Origin of the sequence: Christiangramia sp. (genome assembly GCF_029937855.1) — a bacterium.
GTDB lineage: Bacteria > Bacteroidota > Bacteroidia > Flavobacteriales > Flavobacteriaceae > Christiangramia.
In genome coordinates, this window is record NZ_JAPYPC010000007.1 from 27,378 (window position 1) to 47,559 (window position 20,182).

24 protein-coding genes and 1 tRNA gene are annotated in these 20,182 nt (G+C 37.5%); 15 read left to right on the forward strand and 10 right to left on the reverse strand.

The window, feature by feature from the left end; all coding sequences use genetic code 11:
* Positions 1-17 precede the first annotated feature (17 nt).
* The 5 genes from Q1K34_RS05590 to ruvC all read right to left on the reverse strand — a co-directional run bounded on the left by Q1K34_RS05590 (position 18) and on the right by ruvC (position 3,825).
* On the reverse strand, positions 18-635 hold the full coding sequence (locus Q1K34_RS05590) for a DUF4230 domain-containing protein (RefSeq protein WP_300435620.1): 618 nt from the start codon (positions 633-635) through the stop codon (positions 18-20).
* 1 nt (position 636) lies between these two features.
* Positions 637-987 carry a DUF4260 domain-containing protein gene (locus Q1K34_RS05595; RefSeq protein WP_300435623.1) on the reverse strand — a complete coding sequence of 117 codons (351 nt, stop codon included), beginning with the start codon at positions 985-987 and terminating at the stop codon, positions 637-639.
* Position 988: 1 nt separating this feature from the next.
* On the reverse strand, positions 989-1,735 hold the full coding sequence (locus tag Q1K34_RS05600) for a cyclase family protein (protein ID WP_300435625.1): 747 nt from the start codon (positions 1,733-1,735) through the stop codon (positions 989-991).
* Positions 1,736-2,020: 285 nt separating this feature from the next.
* On the reverse strand, positions 2,021-3,208 hold the full coding sequence (gene hemW / locus Q1K34_RS05605) for a radical SAM family heme chaperone HemW (RefSeq protein WP_300435627.1): 1,188 nt from the start codon (positions 3,206-3,208) through the stop codon (positions 2,021-2,023).
* 38 nt (positions 3,209-3,246) lie between these two features.
* Complete coding sequence (gene ruvC, locus Q1K34_RS05610) at positions 3,247-3,825, reverse strand: crossover junction endodeoxyribonuclease RuvC (RefSeq protein ID WP_300435628.1); 579 nt, start codon at positions 3,823-3,825, stop codon at positions 3,247-3,249.
* Positions 3,826-3,895: 70 nt separating this feature from the next.
* Here ruvC and Q1K34_RS05615 point away from each other — a divergent pair, with 70 nt between their 5' ends.
* Positions 3,896-5,038 (forward strand): glycosyltransferase, encoded by a 1,143-nt coding sequence (locus Q1K34_RS05615; RefSeq protein WP_300435631.1) that lies wholly within the window; start codon positions 3,896-3,898, stop codon positions 5,036-5,038.
* A 266-nt stretch (positions 5,039-5,304) separates the two neighbouring features.
* Here the strand turns inward: Q1K34_RS05615 and Q1K34_RS05620 are convergent, their stop codons facing one another.
* The 5 genes from Q1K34_RS05620 to Q1K34_RS05640 form a co-directional block, all read right to left on the reverse strand.
* On the reverse strand, positions 5,305-5,778 hold the full coding sequence (locus tag Q1K34_RS05620) for a hypothetical protein (protein ID WP_300435634.1): 474 nt from the start codon (positions 5,776-5,778) through the stop codon (positions 5,305-5,307).
* A gap of 123 nt (positions 5,779-5,901) precedes the next feature.
* Positions 5,902-7,047 carry a tetratricopeptide repeat protein gene (locus Q1K34_RS05625; RefSeq protein WP_300435637.1) on the reverse strand — a complete coding sequence of 382 codons (1,146 nt, stop codon included), beginning with the start codon at positions 7,045-7,047 and terminating at the stop codon, positions 5,902-5,904.
* 18 nt (positions 7,048-7,065) lie between these two features.
* The gene (locus tag Q1K34_RS05630) at positions 7,066-7,545 is read right to left on the reverse strand and encodes an energy transducer TonB (protein WP_300435640.1); all 480 of its coding nucleotides are present in this window, start codon (positions 7,543-7,545) and stop codon (positions 7,066-7,068) included.
* A gap of 12 nt (positions 7,546-7,557) precedes the next feature.
* Positions 7,558-8,991: a M56 family metallopeptidase gene (locus Q1K34_RS05635; RefSeq protein WP_300435643.1), complete on the reverse strand. Its 1,434-nt coding sequence runs from the start codon at positions 8,989-8,991 to the stop codon at positions 7,558-7,560.
* Positions 8,988-9,350 (reverse strand): BlaI/MecI/CopY family transcriptional regulator, encoded by a 363-nt coding sequence (locus Q1K34_RS05640; protein WP_300435646.1) that lies wholly within the window; start codon positions 9,348-9,350, stop codon positions 8,988-8,990. Before Q1K34_RS05640 ends, Q1K34_RS05635 begins: the two co-directional genes overlap by 4 nt.
* A 230-nt stretch (positions 9,351-9,580) precedes the next feature.
* Between Q1K34_RS05640 and Q1K34_RS05645 the strand changes: the two genes are divergently transcribed.
* The 14 genes from Q1K34_RS05645 (at position 9,581) to Q1K34_RS05710 (ending at position 19,888) form a co-directional block, all read left to right on the forward strand.
* Positions 9,581-10,078, forward strand: coding sequence for a DUF456 domain-containing protein (locus Q1K34_RS05645; protein WP_300435649.1), 498 nt, complete (start codon positions 9,581-9,583; stop codon positions 10,076-10,078).
* 56 nt (positions 10,079-10,134) lie between these two features.
* Positions 10,135-11,175, forward strand: a complete 1,041-nt coding sequence (locus Q1K34_RS05650) for an NAD(P)/FAD-dependent oxidoreductase (protein ID WP_300435867.1) — start codon at positions 10,135-10,137, stop codon at positions 11,173-11,175.
* A gap of 112 nt (positions 11,176-11,287) precedes the next feature.
* On the forward strand, positions 11,288-11,845 hold the full coding sequence (locus Q1K34_RS05655) for a YceI family protein (RefSeq protein WP_300435652.1): 558 nt from the start codon (positions 11,288-11,290) through the stop codon (positions 11,843-11,845).
* Entirely contained in the window at positions 11,842-12,747 is a 906-nt protein-coding gene (locus tag Q1K34_RS05660; protein ID WP_300435655.1) for a DUF5777 family beta-barrel protein, read from the forward strand. Before Q1K34_RS05655 ends, Q1K34_RS05660 begins: the two co-directional genes overlap by 4 nt.
* A 22-nt stretch (positions 12,748-12,769) precedes the next feature.
* Positions 12,770-13,213, forward strand: coding sequence for a Rieske (2Fe-2S) protein (locus Q1K34_RS05665; protein ID WP_300435657.1), 444 nt, complete (start codon positions 12,770-12,772; stop codon positions 13,211-13,213).
* A gap of 297 nt (positions 13,214-13,510) precedes the next feature.
* Positions 13,511-14,278 (forward strand): TatD family hydrolase, encoded by a 768-nt coding sequence (locus Q1K34_RS05670; RefSeq protein WP_300435659.1) that lies wholly within the window; start codon positions 13,511-13,513, stop codon positions 14,276-14,278.
* Between the two features lie 50 nt (positions 14,279-14,328).
* Positions 14,329-15,465, forward strand: a complete 1,137-nt coding sequence (locus Q1K34_RS05675) for a 1-acyl-sn-glycerol-3-phosphate acyltransferase (protein ID WP_300435661.1) — start codon at positions 14,329-14,331, stop codon at positions 15,463-15,465.
* Positions 15,455-16,483, forward strand: a complete 1,029-nt coding sequence (locus Q1K34_RS05680) for an asparaginase (RefSeq protein WP_300435664.1) — start codon at positions 15,455-15,457, stop codon at positions 16,481-16,483. Before Q1K34_RS05675 ends, Q1K34_RS05680 begins: the two co-directional genes overlap by 11 nt.
* A 66-nt stretch (positions 16,484-16,549) precedes the next feature.
* Positions 16,550-16,637: transfer RNA gene (locus Q1K34_RS05685), tRNA-Ser, on the forward strand.
* Between the two features lie 67 nt (positions 16,638-16,704).
* Entirely contained in the window at positions 16,705-17,508 is an 804-nt protein-coding gene (locus Q1K34_RS05690) for a MotA/TolQ/ExbB proton channel family protein (protein ID WP_300435666.1), read from the forward strand.
* A 13-nt stretch (positions 17,509-17,521) separates the two neighbouring features.
* Positions 17,522-17,959 carry a hypothetical protein gene (locus tag Q1K34_RS05695; RefSeq protein ID WP_300435669.1) on the forward strand — a complete coding sequence of 146 codons (438 nt, stop codon included), beginning with the start codon at positions 17,522-17,524 and terminating at the stop codon, positions 17,957-17,959.
* Between the two features lies 1 nt (position 17,960).
* On the forward strand, positions 17,961-18,569 hold the full coding sequence (locus tag Q1K34_RS05700) for a biopolymer transporter ExbD (protein ID WP_300435672.1): 609 nt from the start codon (positions 17,961-17,963) through the stop codon (positions 18,567-18,569).
* 30 nt (positions 18,570-18,599) lie between these two features.
* Positions 18,600-19,082, forward strand: coding sequence for a biopolymer transporter ExbD (locus Q1K34_RS05705; protein ID WP_300435674.1), 483 nt, complete (start codon positions 18,600-18,602; stop codon positions 19,080-19,082).
* 89 nt (positions 19,083-19,171) lie between these two features.
* Complete coding sequence (locus Q1K34_RS05710) at positions 19,172-19,888, forward strand: porin family protein (protein WP_300435677.1); 717 nt, start codon at positions 19,172-19,174, stop codon at positions 19,886-19,888.
* Positions 19,889-20,182 lie beyond the last annotated feature (294 nt).

Genomic DNA, 20,182 nt, shown 5'->3' on the forward strand with positions numbered 1-20,182 from the left:
GGAGAGGAATCTCTTTCTTATTGTTTTTCAATTTTCTTATTTTCAGCATCTTCAATAGTAAGTGCAGTATAATCAAGTTTCCAGCCAATGGTTTCCACGATCTTTTCCATTAAAACAATAGTGTCTAATGCTTCTTTTCTCGCCTGATCCATTAATCCACTTTGTGGAATTTTATCTACGATCGCCTTTTTTGCGTCACGGTTGATATCGGTAAGATCTGAAGTAGTGAACGGATTCGCCCAACCTTCCCGTTTATCGTAATATTTAAAATCTGTTTCAATCGTTAACAATTCGGGTTGCGGAAAGTTTGTAAGGATGATTTTTTTCTGCTCGTTATCGCTTTGCATCTGTATTTTACTTAAATCAAAACCAATATGGGCCTTGGCAGTTACCAGTACAATGGCTTTTTTCTTCCCCAGAACAAGACTCAGGTACTTTTCTTTCATATTCTCGTAATGGTAGATTTCTGAAAAATCCCCTTCAATGCTAATGAACTTACAAACGCTTTTGATCTTATCCATCAAAACCACAGACTGTTCACTGGTTTTCAGTTTTGAGCAATCTTTATTAAAAGCGGCAAATATAAAGTAAGCAATGACGGCACCTACCGCCAATCCTATAAAAAGTAATTCCATATTAAGTCCCTATTTCTCCCAGATGCGTAAATTTAAAGCCTTTTTCGTACTTCAATCCGTATCCAAGTACGCGGTCAAAACTGGAATGTGCAAACAGAATGATAGCTGCAACTTCCAGTTCCTGCAATTTAAGATAATATCCAAATAAGCCAATGACAATCGCCAGGCCTTTATGATGAAAGATATTGTAGAAAAATGCGCCTATTTTAGTATTAATGAGGTAACCCAACATTCCAATATCTGGCATGAGGAATAATCCTATAAACCACCACCAACTAAGATCCTGCAAGCTAAAGCACCAAATCCCGAGGAGGAGCATAGCAAATTCTTCAAGTTTTAAAACAAGTTTCATATTACTGAATTTTATAAAGTACCGGCTTGCATGGAGCCGCATCATTTTCAAAAGATGCCGGCTGAAGGTTTAAAAAGTATTCTCCATCTTCAATTTTATTCGGAACATAGATTAATTCCGTGATTGTAGCGTCAAATCGGGTATTTTTAGGGTAATCCCAAAAAGCTTTATGCGCCAGTAATTTACCATCGTCCTTTTCTTTATCTACGGAAGGCTGATCGATCAGGAAATGTTTAATTCCTGCTTCTCGAATTAAGATCATGGCATCTTCTTCAATATATGGCCAGTTGGTATGCGAATGATTTTTGGAGATCTTGCCAATATAATTAGGGATTGAACGAAGCACTAATGCTTCAGTATCTATACCCTGTAATTTCTTTGCAATCTGCTCTTTGGTAAAAACAAGGTCACCTCCTTTTTTCTGAGGTTCAATAGAAATAAGGCTGGCCTTGAAAAAGAAAGTTTTTAAATGTTGCTGAATGGTATTGAGCTCAGAACTGATGTGACCTACACATTCAGTATGTGTCGCATGTGCGTGCGGATTAAACCATATATTATTAAAATTCACTGATGAGCCTTTACTGACTTTGCCAATAAAATCACCATCTATAACCGGTTCAATTTCCGGATGATTTAAATACCAGGCCATTGGATTCCTATTGTCCCCGCGCAGGCTTATGGAAATATCCAGGGGTTTAGAGAAATCTATAGTATAAGAATTGCCTTTATGGCTTATGGTCGCTAACATGTTCGATCAATAGGTCTTAACAAATGTAAGATTGTTAGTTGATAAATTGATAATGGGTATGAAAATAAGATTTCAAAAGTCACTGCGAGTGAAACGACGCAGTCTTTTGATGAGATTCCATCGCTACGCTCGGAATGACTTAACGATTGTCATTTCGACCATAGGGAGAAATCTAAAAAGCGTTTTTTCAATCAGAACAGAGAAAGCACTCGGTTGAAGTCACTGCGAGTGAAACGAAGCAGTCTCAGGATTCATTAGATGCTGAATCAAGTTCAGCATGACGTGCTAATCTATAAAGAATAGATCTGCCGCGATCCCGTCGCTCAAAAATTTTCCTTTGGTGGTGATATGAAAAGTTTCTTCTGATTTTTTCATAAGTCCATCCCGGAGAAATTTATCTGATTCTTTTAAAAAGTGAAGCCTGTATTTTTCTCCGAATCTCTCCTTAATATCTTCTTCGGAAACCCCAAATTTAGTTCGGAGCCTGGTCATTACATATTCATTATAAGAATCTGTCGTAGAAAGCTTTTCGGTTTGTTGAGGTAAGTTTCCTTCTTCAATAGAATTAATATAAAGAGAATTATTGCTGATGTTCCATTTTCGGGAACTGCCATCAAAAGAATGTGCTGATGGGCCAATTCCCAGGTAGGGTTTCCCTAACCAATACGCCATGTTATTTTGCGAATGATACCCCGGTTTTCCATAATTGGAAAACTCATAATGCTCAAATCCGTTAGTAGTAAGTGTGTCTACAAGTATATCGAATTGCTCCCGATATTGTTCGTCTTCTACCGGTTTAACCTTGCCTTTTTCAATAAACTTTTCCAATGCCGTTTTCGGCTCAACGGTAAGTGCATAGCTGGAGATATGCGGAATATCGAGATCTAAAGCAGTTTGAAGGTTCTGTTTCCACTGTTCGTTAGATAGACCAGGAATACCGTAAATAAGATCAATACTGATATTATCGAAATACTGCTTCGCCAATTGCAATGATTTCAAAGCCTCATCAGAATTATGTGCCCTATTCATCAATTTCAGATCCTCCTCAAAAAAAGATTGTACTCCAATACTTAAGCGATTTACCGGAGAAGCATCCAGCATTTTGATCACATCTTCAGAAAGATCGTCGGGATTCGCTTCAAGGGTGATTTCCGCATTTTTAGAAACTTCAAAATTCTCGAAAATTGTTTTAAAGATCAGGTTTAATTCTTCTGAATTGAGAAGGGAAGGAGTTCCGCCGCCAAAATAGATGGTTTGAATATTTTGGCCAATTTCATTTTTTCTCCGTTCTAACTCCCGGCAGAGCATATCCACAAGTTGAGATTTTTTTTTCGTGGAAGTTGAAAAATGAAAATCGCAATAATGACAGGCCTGCTTGCAAAACGGGATATGGATGTAGATCGCCCCTCCCTGCCTCCCCAATGGGGAGGAGTTAGATTCATTACCTGATATATGTACGATTTCAGAATTCATTATCTGATAAATTTAAGCCCCCTTCGGGGGTTTGGGGGCTATCTAATTTTTTTAGGATTTTGTTTCACAAAAGCATCCCAGCCGGTGTAACTTTTACCGATCTCCGTTTTGCCGGAATTATAAAAATGGCAAACGGCTGCGGCCAGTCCATCGGTGGCATCCAGGTTTTTAGGTAATTTCCCAATCTTTAATTGACTCTGCAGCATTTTTGCAACCTGTTCCTTACTGGCATTTCCGTTGCCGGTGATAGCCATTTTGATCTTTTTCGGCAGGTATTCAGTAATGGGAATTTCCCGGGAAAGTCCGGCGGCCATGGCCACACCCTGTGCCCGTCCCAATTTCAACATAGATTGAACATTCTTTCCGAAAAAAGGAGCTTCAATAGCGATCTCATCAGGATGATAGTTATCAATTAATTCAATAGTTCTTTCAAAGATCAGTTTCAGTTTTTTATAATGGTCACTATATTTCGTCAACTGGAGTTCATTCATTTGGATAAAACTCATCTTTTTATTTTCCACTTTTATGAGTCCGAAACCCATAATTGTGGTTCCGGGATCAATACCGAGAATGATCTTTTCGTCTTTTAAAACCGATTTTTCCGAAGATTTGCTCACAAAAATTACCTAATTTGGGACTTTCACAAAGCTAAACAATTCTGCCTTGGCAGCATCAAACTTATTAGATATGCTTTTGCTGATCTTTCTTGGAACGATCGCTGCCGTTTATCTAGGACTTATTATAGCTTTTATAATAGGATTCCGTAGAGTTCCTGAATTTAAGCTGAAAGCACTGGCTCCAAATAACTCTTTTTCTATCATCATTCCATATAGAAATGAAGCTAAAAACCTGCCCCGACTATTTAAATCCTTGACCGGATTGGATTACCCTAAAGATAAATTTGAAATTATTCTGGTGAACGACGAGTCTACAGATAATTCAAAATCACTTGCTGAAAAATATAAATCAGATTTTCCTGAACTGAATATTCACCTGCACGAAAATAAAAGGAAAACGAATTCGCCCAAAAAAGATGCAGTGCAAACCGCGGTGGATATTTCAATTTTTAACTATATCGCTACCACTGATGCCGATTGTATTTTACCGGGAAAATGGTTAAGATATTTTGATGAAAAAATACAGAATTCAGCTTCAAATATGATCGCCGCACCGGTTAGTTTCATTCAAAAAATAGGTGAAAAGAAGGCTTATTTTCAGAATTTTGAGGAGATGGATTTTATAAGCCTGCAGGCATCTACTATTGGCTCCTTCGGAATAGAAAAAGCCTTTATGTGCAATGCCGCGAATATGTGTTATGAGAAAGAGGTTTTTCTCAGGGAAGCTGGATTTGATGAAAATAGGGATGTTGCCAGTGGGGATGATGTTTTCTTCTTGCAGAAATTAAGAAAAAAAGGCTATGAGGTAGATTTTATAAAATCTGCTTCTGCGGTTGTTTTAACCGGTTATCAAAAAAACCTAAAATATTTGTTGAACCAGCGAATTCGCTGGGCTGCAAAAACAACTTCGTATTCCAGTATTTTTGCAAAATTTACGGGAGGTGTCGTTTTCCTAATGAATTTATCATTAATCGTTTTTATGGGATTGGCTTTTTTTGAACTCTTCCCTTACCAATTCCTAATGCTGGTTTTTCTTCTAAAATTCAATGCAGATTTTGTCCTTATATATGAGTCGGCTAAATTTATGAATCGAAAAAGCCTTATGCGACATTATTTATGGAGTAGTATTGTTCATCCTTTTTTCACGGTTTATGTAGCAGGGATTTCTTTTTTTAAAGAATATGAATGGAAGGGGAGAAAATTTCAGAAATAATTGAAATCTCTTTGCCTTACATAGAGAGCCGTCACCCTGAACTTGATTCAGGGTCTCTTGAGATGCTGAATCAAGTTCAGCATGACGACAAAGTAAAAATTACAGCCCCCGAAACGAAGGAGTATCAGGATTTAATTGAGACTGGATACTAGAGAATTGGCAATGAGGTTTATCGACTGCGTTCAGCATGAGGAGATGAAATAAAGTCACTGGGAGTGAAACGAAGCAGTCTCTAAAATATCTAGCTTCCTCATTCTAACATCCATTTATTCCGCCTTTACTACCACCGGCATTTTAAATACCGTGGAAACAGGAATTCCGCGTTTACTGGCCGGGTAGATCTTTGGCAATGAATCTATGCTTTGTTTCAGCCACTGTTCAATTTTTGGTAATTGATTAGTTACCGTGGTATCTACTTTTATAGAATCTATCTGCGGTTTACCTTCTTTTGTGATTTCAAGATAAATGAAAAGGGTGTCATTAATACTTTCAGTAACCACGGGCTGTTGACTTGCCAAAAAAGAATAAATAGTGGTGGCAACCTGATTTTCGAAGCAATTCTTTGCTTCCGCAAGATCTGTCTTATCCTGACAGTCTTCAAAAGCCGGGTATTCATCAACTTCTTTCCAGTTGAGGGAGCGCGATTCCTGCTCCAAAACCTCTTCAGAAGAGATTTTTTTAGTCTCAAAGTTGCAGGAAGTCAATATTAAAGTAAGTACAAAAAGTAAAACTTTTTTCATGGGCAATCCGCTTTCGGATTCCAAAAATAGTGAAATATAGCAGGTTAGGAAAAATTGCCAGAATTAAAATAATTATTATGCAAATTTCGCAAGAAGGTGAGCCTGTTTCCGGTACATAAATTATTATTTCGACTGGTGAATTTCGCTTTTAAGCTCACTGATTCTATATTTCGCAACTGAAAGCATATCGTTTCTGCCAGATTCCCCGTATTTATTTATATAAGTTTCATATAGATTTAAAACAGCCTCTTTATCTTCAAAATAAGCATCAGCAGCTATGGCGCGTTCCAGTAAGGCACGTTCGTTTTCAGGATTTTCTTCCAGAGATTTTTCGAAATTATCAAAGGCACTTTGAAAATTTTCCTGCCTCTTAAACGTTAGTCCGATATTTAGATATTCCCGGTCTACAGGTTGTTTTTTGATAAGCAAAGCCATGGTAAAATGCTGTTGGGCCTTTTTAACTTCATTTGTTTTAAGGTAAAGCGCGCCGAGGTTGGAATGAACCGCGCTATTCATATCGCTGATGTCTAATATCATTTTATAGGCTTCTATAGCTTTTTCGGGCTGGGAAGTGACGCGATAAGCTTTTGCCAGTTTTTCAAGAATAAATTCTGAACCTTCTCCAAGTTCCACTAGTTTTTCATAGGGTGCGATAGCTTTTTCAAATTGGAGGGACCTAGAATATGCCTGCCCTAAAATTGACAATAAAGAAACATTCTCTGGCCGTACTTTTAAACCGGTATTGGCTGAAACGATCGCATTATAAGATTTGCCGTTTTTGAGGTAGTATTTCGCTGTTTTGTAAAGTGCTCCCTGATGAGTAGTATCCCAGCTTACGGTTTTAAAGAAGTACCTCATGGCGGTGCTATCCTTTTTCTTCTCTTTAGCCAGTCCAATTCTATATATAAAACCGGCATTCTCGGGGTATTTTTTGCTTAGATCAGTGAATAAACTATCTGCCAACTCCAGTTTCCCCGATTCTAAGAGCAATTCACCATAATCTACAGCAGTTAGAATTTTTTCCGGATTTTTTTCCAGTACGATTTTATAATTCTGAAGTGCTTCTTCTTCCTGACCATTAGCCTGCTGAATTTTAGCTAATTTTAAATAAATAGTTTCAGTTTTGGGTTGCAGACTTTCTAGAAGCTTGATAGCTTCTGTTTTTTCACCAACAGCTGAAAGGCTGTCAGCTGTCTTGATAGTTTCTTCCTGAGAAAAACCAGACAGCCAACAGCTTATTAATAAAAATGAGGTTATTCTAATGTGCACTACGAAGTTTTATAAATTCTAACCTTTTTTATCGTTATTTTCTTTCTCAGGCACAGCAAATGCGATGGGTAAAGAGTACATGATCGTTACATCTTTTCCGTCTTTTTGGCCTGGCTGCATCCTGGGTAGACTGCTTACCACACGATTGGCTTCAGTTTGTAAAGCTTCTCTAACTTCGGCTTTATCTGCTAAAGAGCGGGAACGAACATCGGTGATATCTCCGTTTGCATCAATTTTAAACTGAACGACTATTCGGGTTTGTCCCTGAATATTCAGCTTTTTACCTAAAGCGGTGTTGAAATTCGTATTTACATGATTAGAAATTTTCTGAACGGTGCAATCTTTTAAATTCTCCCCATCCAGTTGTTCACATCCGGGATATGCCGGCACCTGATCTACCACCGCAAAAGGGATTGCTTCATCTTCCTGACTAAATCCGCAAAGGGAAATCAAGGTTAATAGGAAGGTAAGTGTGTAATAATTAATTAGTGTTTTCATAATTTTAAATTTTTATCCTGAAACTTTAAAGGCGATAGGTAACGAATACATCACGCTTATATCCCTGCCTTTTTGCTTCCCGGGTTTCATTTGAGGTAAACTGTTTATTACCCTTTTAGCTTCTTCTTCCAGTTCTGGTTTTGCAGCTCTGGTACGTACATCCTGGATAGTTCCATTCTCATCAATCCTGAATTGAACAATCACCCGATTTATTCCCGTAAGTCCGAGTTTTTTTCCAAGAGAGGTATCAAAATTCTTACTGACAAAATGGGAAATTTTATCACTCATACATTTCTTTTGTTCATCATTGGAACTTAAATTTTCACAGCCAGGAAAGACCGGAACCTGTTCTACCACTGCAAAGGGATATTTGTCCAGGTCATCCTGAGATGTGTTTTCCACTACTTCGATGACTTCAATCTTTTTTGAGTAATCTTTTTCGAGACTTTTTAGAAGCTCTAGTTCTTCCTGAGTAAGCCTCTCTTTATTTTCAATAGTAGCTCGCAAATTATAGATTTGATCTTCCAAAGTTGTTTGTTGTTCTTCCAGCTTCATATTGTTGTCTTCTGAACAAGCTACATAGGTCAGCATTGCTAACATTAAAGGAATTACCAGTAAAAATTTGAACTTTGACAGTTTTGATGAATTGTTTTTCTGTAACATAAGAATTCGTTTTTTGATTAATGAATGATTAAAAAATTGATTGATAAATGAAATATTCTGTGTACTGAAAGCAGTATTGAGCAATTGATGATAATATTCTTTTTTGCCTGAAATCTTTACCGCAGTTTGATCGGCAATATATTCATGTACCGTGGCGAGCTGATTCTGAAATATGTAAACCAGCGGATTGAACCAAAACACTACTTTCAATATTTCAAAAAAGAGAAGATCCAGGCTGTGTTTTTCACGAATATGAACCAGCTCATGTGCCATGATCTGCTGCTTTTCTTTAGCTGAAATCTGATCACCGATAAATATTTTATCAAAAAATGTACAGGCGATATCGGAATTAGGAACGCTATGAATTCTTGATCCCTGTTCTAATTTAATTTCCGCTTTTGCAGAAAGTTGTCCCAGTTTTCTAAATTTTAAGAGAAGAAGGCTCAGGCTTATTAATACTCCACATGCATAAAGGATCAATAACCAGTTTAAAGAACCTGAAGTTTCTGAAAGCGGAGCGATATTTTCTGAAGATATGCTTTTCCCTCCACCAATTACCACTTCGGGTAACCAGGTACTTCCTAAGGATCTAAAATTTTCAGCCGGTAGAACCTCGCTTAAAAAATCGAGTTTTAGCAATGGGAGTAAAAAAGCTAATATAGGCGCCAGGAGCAAGTACCAGCGATTATAATTAAAAAAGGTCTCTTTTTTAAGCCATATTTCATAAACCAGCAAAAATGCTAGCTGAAATAAAAATACCTGTAGTAAATAAGTCATCATCATTTCTCGTCTTTATCAATTTCTTTTAAAATACTTTCCAATTCCCGGGTGCTGAGGTCATTCTTTCGCATAAAAAAAGAAAGCATACTTTTGAAGGAACCATTAAAGTAGTTGTTCATCAATTGGTTCATACTCTGGTTGCTATAAGTCTCTTTCTCTACAATAGGGAAGTAGATATAGCCTTTACCTTCCTGTCTATGATCAACAAATTCTTTATTCTCCAGAATTCTAACAATCGTTGAAACTGTATTATAAGCCGGTTTTGGTTCTGGCATTCTTTCGATAACGCTGGCAACATTCGCCTCTTTTAAATCCCAAAGAATTTGCATGATCTCTTCTTCGGCTTTCGTTAATTGCTTCATATTTAGATGAATTTGTTTTTGCTAATATAAACTAAGTTTTTAGTTTAAACTAATATTTTAGTTAAAAAATGATCTTAAGTTGATTATCTTCGTCGGAAGATTTTTAAATTTATCGTCATGCTGAACTCGTTTCAGCATCTCTTAAGAAATAGAAGTTACTTAAATATAGGAGACTCTGAAATAAATTTAGAGCAACGCTGAACAGGTTGAATTATAATTATAAAAATTAAATGGAAATCATTTTATTAGTATTGGCCGGCTTATTTATGGTGCTTGGGGTATTAGGAAGTTTTCTTCCGGTTTTGCCCGGTGTGCCGCTTAGTTGGATAGGTTTGCTCCTGTTTTACCTCATACCCTCCGTTGGGATGAACTATTTGTTTTTAGGCATCACACTGCTTATCGCTATTCTTTTTTACGTGCTTAATCTCATAATTCCTGCCATGGGAACCAAAAAATTCGGCGGAAGTAGGAAGGGAATGATTGGAGCTACAGTAGGATTAATTGTTGGAATCTTTGCACCCTTTCCGTTTGCGATTTTAATCTGTCCGTTTATAGGTGCTTTTATAGGTGAAATTCTAAATAAAAGTAGTTCTAAAGCTGCAGGGAAAGCTGCTTTTGGTTCCTTTCTCGGACTATTGGCTTCCAGTTTTATGGAATTCATCGTTACTTTCGCATTTCTCATCCTCTTTCTTTATCAATTCTGGAGCTATAAGGAGTTTTTGTTCTAAAATAGCTTCATTTTCAGAACCTATTAAAAACCTTACTTTTGCGGAAAATTGGAGGAATGCTGGATTTTGTTGTTGTAGGAGCTGCCCAGGCGGGTTTGGCCATGGCTTATTATCTCAAAAAGCAGAACAAGGATTTTCTCGTAGTAGATAAGGAGTCAGAAATTGGTGCTTCCTGGCTTAGCCGGTGGGATTCCCTTACTTTATTTACCCCTTCAGAATTTAATAATATGCCGGGAATGGAATTTCCTGCGGAAAAAGGGCATTATCCTTCGAAAACAGAAGTAGCCCAATATTTTAAAGAGTATGTTGAAAAATTCAAATTTCCCATCCAGCTAAATACTTTTGTGGAAAACATTTCCCATCATGATGATCATTTTATTCTAAAAAGCCCTCAGGGTGAAATCGTCACTAAAAATGTGGTAATCGCTACAGGACCTTTTCATATTCCATATACCCCTCCTTTTTCAAAAAAGATTGCTGAAGATATTTTCCAGATCCATAGTAACTATTATAAGAATTCAGGCCAGCTTCAGGAAGGAAATGCGATGGTGGTAGGAGCAGGGGATAGTGGATTCCAAATTCTGGATGAGGTTTCCCGGGATGACCGAAAAGTTTATTTTTCAGGAGCTACCAATGTAAAAGTGCTTCCGCAGGAAATTTTAGGGAAAACTTTATGGTGGTGGTTTACAAAATCTGGATTTTTAAGCTTTAGTCGGGATACCTGGCTAGGGAAAAAGATCTCGAAATCACGCCAGCCCGTAATAGGAACTCCGGTTAAAAAAATTCTGGAAAGAGAAAATGTAATACCGGTTGGAAAAACTAAAAATGCTGAAGGAGAACTTATTATCACCGACAAGAAAAAGATCAAAGATCTTAAAAATATAATCTGGGCGACGGGTTATCGTCCAAATTTCAGTTGGATTGAAGGCCTTGAGCTCGCAAAAAACGGCTATCCAAAACATTATCGCGGAGTAAGCAATATAAAAGGCTTATACTTTATAGGGCTCCCCTGGTTACATACTCGTGGTTCTGCTACTTTGGGCGGAATTAAAAAAGATGCGAAATATCTTTCAGATTATATTTCAAACTTAACATAACCACCAGAAGCGCTTTTTTAAGAAGCCTTAAAATAATTTCAATAATATTAACTAAATTTATAAGAGCATAATTGAAAACTATAGCTCTATTTTTTTCGTAGATACTAATGAAATGTATAAGGTCTTACTTCTCATTCTTGCAATTTTTATCTGTAGTTCTACTGCGGCAAAAGCTCAGTTCTATCAAACAACATCAGCTAAAGTCAGTTTTTTTTCATCGGCACCCGTAGAAGATATAAAAGCTGTGTCAAATGAAGGGGTTGCTGTTTTGAACTCTGCGAACGGCAGCATTTCTTTTAAAGTAAAAATGAGATCTTTTGGTTTTGAAAAAGCTTTGATGCAGGAACATTTCAATGAAAATTATGTGGAAAGCGAAAAATTCCCAGAGGCAACCTTTAAAGGTGAAAGTACTAAGGAAATTGATCTTGATTCCAATTCTCCGCAGCAGCATATCTTAAAAGGAATTTTTACTGTTCACGGTGTTTCAAAAGAACGGATTCTTCCAGTCACAGTTACCGTACTCAATAATGGTAAAAAGCTCCAATTGGAATCTAAGTTCAACGTTGCCTGTAAAGATCATAATATCAAAATACCAAAGATACTTTGGGAGAATATTGCAGAAGTGATTGAGGTAAATATTAATGCAGATTTTCAAATTATACCACGATGACAAAAATTTTAATAGTTCCCATGTTCTTAATCTGTTCGTTTTTAAAAGCGCAGAATGTAGATAGTATCATGGCTGATATTTCTCAGGAAAATGATTATAAGGTACAGGCAACTTTTAAAAGTCCGCGATTGGTTCTTCTCCAAACCAACGAAACTCAAAAAGCGAAAGATCTGGCATTTTGGGTAGGCCACAGATTTGGTGATATTGGAGGGGAGTTTGGAGGATCAAATACTTTATATGGCTTAGATGTGGCTACCGATCTTTACCTGGGATTTGATTATGGAATAACAGATAAGTTAACAATTGGCATCGGTAGAAGTAAATTTAACGAATCCTACAGCGCCTTAATCAAGTACAGGCTATTATGGCAGGATGACGCTATGCCTGTGTCTATAACCTTCTTTGAGCAAAGTAGCTGGATTACAAGAAAACCTTTTTCAAATAATGAATTTGGAAGTGAAGGGGATAGAATTTCCCATTTTTTTCAGGCGATTATTGCGCGAAAATTTAGTCCTGGAATTTCGATTATGGTCAATCCGGGATTTTTAGTGAGACCGGAAGCCCAGGTCCAGGATTTTCAGGATTCTGCTAATCTTTTTGCCCTTGGCCTGGGAGGTAGGTTTAAAATTCTGAAGCGCATATCAATAATAGCAGATTATACTTTCGTAAACGGTTTAAGCAGGCCGGAAGACCTTCAAAGTGACTTTTATAATCCTTTCGGGGTGGGTGTGGAAATAGAAACCGGCGGCCATGTTTTTGCGCTTAATTTTCAGAATTCTCAAGCAATTATTGCAAATAATTTTATTCCAAATACCACCAAAAGCTGGTCTGATGGTGGGGTAAGATTTGGTTTTATGATCTCAAGAAATTTTAGCATTGGATCTAAGAAACCAGATAATTAATAATCACAACTAAATTAAAATTATGAAAAGAGGTGAATTCTTAGTAAAAGGAGTTTTATTAGCCTGCTCCGGTGCCTGTGCACTATCTGCCTGCAGTTCTGGTGACGATGGAGGGGGAGGAACTACAGCTCCACCAGGAAATGGTGCGCAAACAGTTACGGTTAGCCTGTCAAATCTTGCTGATGTTGGAGACCAGGTTACCAGTAATGGTGTTTTGTTTTTTAGGATAGGTTCGGGTAATACTTCATCAGATTTTGTGGCTACAGAATCTGTTTGTCCTCACCAGGGTGGGCAATTGGTTTGGGTTGAAGATGCCGGTTATATTGAATGTCAGTTGCATTTTGCGCGCTATGAAGATGATGGGGATGTTATAAGAGGCCCTCAAAATTCCGCTGGAAATACAAGGGATTTGGAAGTTTATTCCACTTCTATCAGCAACGGAAATATCACCGCAACTAAGAATTAAAATTTATTTTGCTTTGGAAATTGTCCTGATGCTTTTTCAGTAAAGGTCAGTGGTGTCCGATTAAAAATTTTAAAGTGCAATCCTGAAACCAGTATTTGCGATAGATCAAAGCTTTCATTACTATCTATACCCTGTTTTTTCATTTTAAACTTAAGCTGTTTATCAGGTAGTTGATTTCAGGTCTAACATTTAATATCTAAAAGCGAAGCGGTCTTGTTTCATTAACGCCACATGAGTAATTAATTAATACTAATTTCAGTTTTTATCTTTTAGCCAGCTTCTATTACTTTTGCAGCTATGATAATTACTGATACACATACCCATTTATATAGTGATTCTTTTGATGAAGACCGAAGGGAGGTCATTCAGGAGGCCATAGATAATAATGTAAAACGTTTTTTTATTCCGGCGATAGATTCTGAAACCACCCGGAGCATGTACGATTTGGAAAAAGCTTTTCCCGAAAATGTCTTTTTAATGATGGGGCTTCATCCCACGCACGTTAAGGAGAATTTTGAGCAGGAACTAAAGCATGTGGAAGAGGAACTCAGTCGCAGAGAATTTTATGCGGTGGGGGAAATAGGGATCGATCTGTACTGGGATAAATCTACGCTTGAAATCCAACAAAAAGCCTTCAGAAGACAAATCAAGCTTGCCAAAGAGAGGGGTTTACCCATCGTGATCCATTGCAGAGAAGCTTTTAAGGAGATTTTTGAGGTTTTAGAATCTGAAAAGGACGATAAACTTTTTGGCATCTTTCATTGCTTTACGGGAAACCTGGAGCAGGCAAAAAAAGCACTTTCCTATAATATGAAATTGGGAATTGGAGGAGTGGTGACCTTTAAAAATGGAGGGATCGATAAATTTTTGAATCAGATTCCGCTGGAGGAAATCGTTCTCGAAACAGACGCTCCCTATTTAGCACCAAAACCATTCCGCGGTAAACGTAACGATCCGGTTTATATACTTAAGGTAGCTGAAAAATTAGCTGAACTTTATGATATTCCCGTTGAAAAAGTTGCAGAAATAACTACAAAAAATTCTAAGGAAGTTTTCGGAATTTAAAGCTGTTAAACAGAAATTTTGTTCATTTGTTGAAATAATTTTAGATATAGGTGCAAAATTTTGACGATATAAGATTTTTTAAGGATGAAGAGGTGAATCCTGCGTTGCAGGAATTCATGAAGCATCCCATGATAAAGGCGTTGCTTCAATTTACGTTTCCAGAATTAGAATCGAAGGAGATCGAATCGATAATGAAGGATTGTCATTCGATTTCAGATTTTCAAACGAAGGTAATTTATCTGAGTGTGGAAAAAGTTCTGGAAAAGTCCAGTAAAGGTTTAACCGATGCTGGTTTTGAGAAATTAAAGCCTTCTGAATCCTATTTTTATGTCTCGAATCACCGGGATATTATTCTGGATACCTGCCTTATAAATTATACTTTACATGATCACGATCTTGTGATGACTGCTTCAGCCATTGGTGATAATTTAGTTCAGAAACCTTTCTTGATGGCTCTCTCTAAGCTTAATCGTAATTTTTTAGTATTACGAAATCAGAGTCCGCGAGAAATGCTGAAAAGTTCTTTAAAACTTTCAGAATATATAAAACAGCTGCTGTTCAGAGAAAACAGGTCGGTGTGGATGGCGCAACGAGAAGGAAGAACAAAGGACGGTAACGATTTTACCCAGCAGGGTGTTCTTAAAATGGTGGGAATGGCCAAAGGTGAACTGGATATTTTGGATTATTTCGCAAAACTGAAAATTGTGCCGGTAGCCATGTCTTATGAATTTGATCCTACAGACATGCTTAAAATGCCGGAAGTCCTGGCAAAACGAATGAAGGAGGAGTATAAGAAAAGCGCTAACGAAGATTTTAACAGTATTATGCAGGGAGCGATGGGGCAAAAAGGCCGTATTCAGATTGATGCGGGCGAGGTTCTTACGGAAGATGATTTTGCTGAGATCAGAAAAAAAGACCTTTCTATAAACGATCAGTTAAAGGAAGTAGCGACACTCATAGATCGAGCCATTTATCGAAATTATAAATTATGGCCTTCTAATTATATCGCGTATGATCTTCTAAAGAATGAAGAGAGATTTGCTGATGAATACACCGAAAAGGAAAAAAGACAGTTTGATAGGCGCATAAGCCGAAGGGTGGACGTTAAAAATCCGCTAGCCCTGAATAGTTATTTATTGATGTATGCAAATCCTGTGATCAATAAAATATCTTTGAATGAAGACTAAATCGAGGATATTGCTGATTTATACCGGTGGTACCATTGGTATGATTAAAGATTATGATTCCGGTGCGTTAAAGGCTTTTAATTTTGATGAGCTTTTGCAAAATATTCCTGAGTTAAAGATCCTGGAGCATGACATTGAGACTTTGAGCTTTGAAGAGCCCATAGATTCTTCTAATATGAATCCAGCATATTGGGAAATAATCGCGAAGACTATAGATGACCATTATTACCAATATGATGGATTTGTGGTGCTGCATGGGAGTGATACCATGTCTTATACGGCATCTGCCTTAAGTTTTATGTTCGAGAATCTTACAAAACCAATTATTTTTACCGGTTCGCAGTTACCCATTGGAGATCTTCGTACAGATGCCAAAGAAAATTTGATCACCAGTATTCAAATCGCCGGTTTACAAAAGAATGGAAAACCCGTAATCTCTGAAGTAGGATTATATTTTGAATACAAATTGTACCGGGCAAACAGAACTACAAAGATCAATGCGGAACAATTTCATGCATTTTCTTCGATGAATCATCCTGCTTTGGCTGAGTCTGGAGTGTATCTTTCTGTAAATTATAAAGCGCTTTGGAAGCCAAATAGGAAACAAAAAACTAAATTGCATACCGGATTTGATAATGAAATCCTTGTTTTGAAAATTTTTCCGGGGATTAATGAAAGTACAGTAAGTTACATATTATCCAAGCCAGATTTAAAAGGGGTGGTGCTGGAAACTTATGGCAGTGGAAATGCTCCAAATGATTCCTGGTTCCTGGATATTTTGAGTGAAAAAATAAAAAACGGACTTAGAGTGGTGAACGTAACCCAGTGTGTTGCAGGTAGTGTGACCATGGGGCAGTACGAAACAAGTGTTGGTCTTAAGAAGATAGGCGTGGTCTCCGGAAAGGACATAACTACAGAGGCTGCAGTGTCTAAATTAATGTATTTATTGGGGAAAGAATTATCTCCAAAAGTGTTCAAAACCATTTTTGAAACATCGTTAAGAGGCGAAATGTCCTAAAATTAACGTTGTCTTTCTTGACGGGAACAATTTTTTTTTGTTATTTGCCGCCCCGAAACAAGAAACAGAGAGGTGGCCGAGTGGTCGAAGGCGCACGCCTGGAAAGTGTGTATACGTCACAAGCGTATCGAGGGTTCGAATCCCTTCCTCTCTGCTAAGTGTTTTATTAAAAATAATTTATATCTTTAACCCTTTAACTAATTAAATTAAGACAAACAGTAATGAAAAGATTATTTTCTATTTTGGTAATCGCCGCGATTACGGTTCTTGGGGCCTACAATCTAAAGGCGGCTAACAGCGCGAATATTTTGCCAGGAACGATTGTGACCTTTGTACAGGATGACGAGGAAGCAATGGCCGGCGATGATTTGGAAGAAGAAGAACTTGGTTTTCACCAGGAGCTTAAAAAACGTTTCATCGAAGGTGGTCCTGCCTTTATGGGGATCGTTCTATTGTGTTTAATTCTTGGTTTGGCTATTGCCATTGAGAGAATTATCTTTTTAAACCTTTCCACTACAAACACAAGAAAGCTTGCTCAGGATGTTGAGGACGCTCTTAATAGTGGTGGTGTAGAGGCAGCTAAGGAGGTTTGTAGAAATACAAAAGGACCTGTTGCTTCTATCTATTATCAAGGTTTGGACAGGGCCGACGAAAGTATAGAAGCTGCTGAAAAAGCGGTTGTTGCTTACGGAGGTGTTCAAATGGGACAACTTGAAAAGAATGTGTCCTGGGTTTCTTTATTTATCGCCCTAGCTCCTATGCTTGGTTTCATGGGTACTGTAATCGGGATGATTCAGGCTTTTGACCGTATTGAAGCAGCAGGGGATATGCAACCGTCACTTGTGGCAGGAGGTATTAAAGTAGCACTTCTTACTACGGTATTTGGTTTGATCGTTGCAATTATTCTTCAGATTTTCTACAATTATATTATCGCTAAGATAGACAGTATCGTGAACGATATGGAAGATGCGTCTATCATCCTTATCGATATGTTGGTAGCTTACAAGAATAAAAAAAGAATCTAAGACAAAGTAAATTATGACCTTACATAAAATATTAAAATATCTGGCACTTGTTATTGGTGTGATAGGGATGATCTTTCTGGGAAGGATTATCGCTACCGGTGACGATGCCATTAAAGCCTCGGCAGACCTTCAGGGTAGTCATTTAGACCCTTATATGTGGATTGCTTATTTGGTGCTAGCAGCAGTTATTTTGTTAGTGGGAATATTTGTGATCGTAGGTTTATTCAGAGGTAATATTAAGAACACAATTATTGCTATAGGATCATTTTTGGTGGTCGTAGTCGTGGCTTATGTATTAAGTGACGGCACAGCAAGGGAACTTAAAGACGGTAGCATGCTTTCAGCATCTGGAGATCATTGGGTTGGAGCTGGTTTAATTACCTTCTACATCCTTGCCGGTATTGCTATCGCTGCGATGGTATTCTCTGGAATTAAAAAATTGGCTAAATAATATGGCAAAGAGATCAGCACCGGAAGTTAACGCAGGTTCCATGGCGGATATCGCTTTCTTGCTCCTTATCTTTTTCCTGGTAACTACTACCATTGAAACAGATAGCGGAATTAGCAGGAAGCTACCGCAATGGCAACCCGAAGACGTTGAGCCTCCGATTATCAAACAACGAAATATTTTTACAGTAGAGGTTAACAGTAATAACCAACTGCTGGTAGAAGAAGAGGAGATGGAGCTTTCTGAACTTCAGGAAGCAGCTGTTGAATTCTTGGATAACGGTGCGGGTACTGGTGATGAAGCTTGTAGTTTCTGCCAGGGTGCTAAAGATCCTTCATCATCTGTGAATCCTCAAAAAGCTATTATTTCATTGATGAATAATAGGGGAACCGAGTATGGTACTTATATCGCTGTTCAGAACGAACTTGTGGCTGCTTATAATCAGCTTAGGGATCGTGAAGCTCAGAGAATGTATGGGATGACTTTTACTCAGATGGAAAAGAATTATAATGATCCTTCTTATAATGGCGATAAAGAAGCCCTGAAAGAAAAGATCGATGTGATTCAGGATATGATTCCACAGAAATTATCTGAAGCCGAACCAAGAAGCTAGAGCTTTTAACAAACGAAAACGACTTTAATTATGTCTAAATTTAAAAAGAAAAAGTCTGGAGATCTGCCCGCAATTAGCACGGCATCTTTACCCGATATTGTTTTCATGCTCTTATTTTTCTTTATGGTTGCTACGGTAATGCGTCAGAATACTTTAATGGTTCAGAACAAATTACCTTTTGCAGATCAGGTTGAGAAGCTTGATAAGAAAGATTTGATCATGTATATCTATGCCGGGAAGCCGAGCCAGAGGTACCAGGCTAAATATGGAACGGAAGCCCGTATCCAGCTGAATGATAAATTTGCCAGTGTTGAAGAAGTACAGCAATTTATCTACGCTGAAAGAGAGTCTAAAAGAGAAGAATTGATTCCTTACCTTACTACTGCTTTAAAAGTGGATGAGGAGACCAATATGGGACTTGTTTCAGATATTAAACAGGAATTGAGAAAAGCTGAAGCATTAAAGATCAATTACACCACTGTAGTTGGGGATGCGATGCAAAATGTAAATTAATCTTTTCAATTTAATTATATAAAGCATCCTGTTTGGGTAAACCAGACAGGATGTTTTTTTATATTTAAACCTCAGATTAGAAAACCTAAATGACTGTCCAAAAGCTATACTTAATTCTTATTTTATTAGCTCCCTGCCTCACTAAAGCACAGGTAGATGACCCTGATAAAATACCAGATACGGTTCCATTTTCTATTGATAGTCTATACCGGGAAGATCAGTTTTATGTTGGCTTCCATTTTAACCTGGTAACTAACAGGCCTTCTAATATTTCGCAGGAAAGCTTTTCAGGAGGTGTGAATCTGGGCTTTATTCGCGATATTCCTTTGAATGAAAGGCGCAATGTGGCACTAGGATTTGGATTTGGTTGGTCTATTAATACCTACGGGCAGAATTTATTCGTCGGAAAGCATGCAGATGGATCAACTAATTTTCGAAGTCTGGAAGATGAAGACGACTACTCGAGAAACAGGTTTACCACTCAGCTTATAGAAGCCCCTATAGAATTTAGATGGAGGACTTCTACTGCCGAAACCTATAAGTTCTGGAGAATATATACCGGGCTTAGATTGGGGTATATGTATAATTTCAGAAGCAGGTATGTAGATCCAAGTGATGAAATTATAATAAATGATCTACCTGAATTGAATAGATTTAGATTGGGTGCCACTTTCACCTTTGGTTACAACACTTTTAATTTCCAGTTCTATTATGCGTTAAATCCCTTCTTTAAGGACGCCAGAGTAAATGGTGAAAAAATAGATCTGTCTACACTGAAAATAGGTCTGACATTCTATATTCTCTAAACCACAAATTAAAGACTATTATTTGTGGAATAGCGCCTATTAGAAACCCAAGAATGAGTTCTGAAGAATTATGCGCTTTACTGTAAAGCCTTGACGAAGCCGTAAGGCCTGTCGCAATAATTAAAAAGCTTATCGTGTAGATAAAGTACAGGTGAAAATAAATACAAAAGCCTGTTACAAAAATTAATAAACCAGACATTCCCACCATATGGAGACTTGCTTTTAAATTAACCCATGTTAGCAGATAGCTGATTATGGAAGAGATTAAAATTCCCACAAAATAATAATACAGTC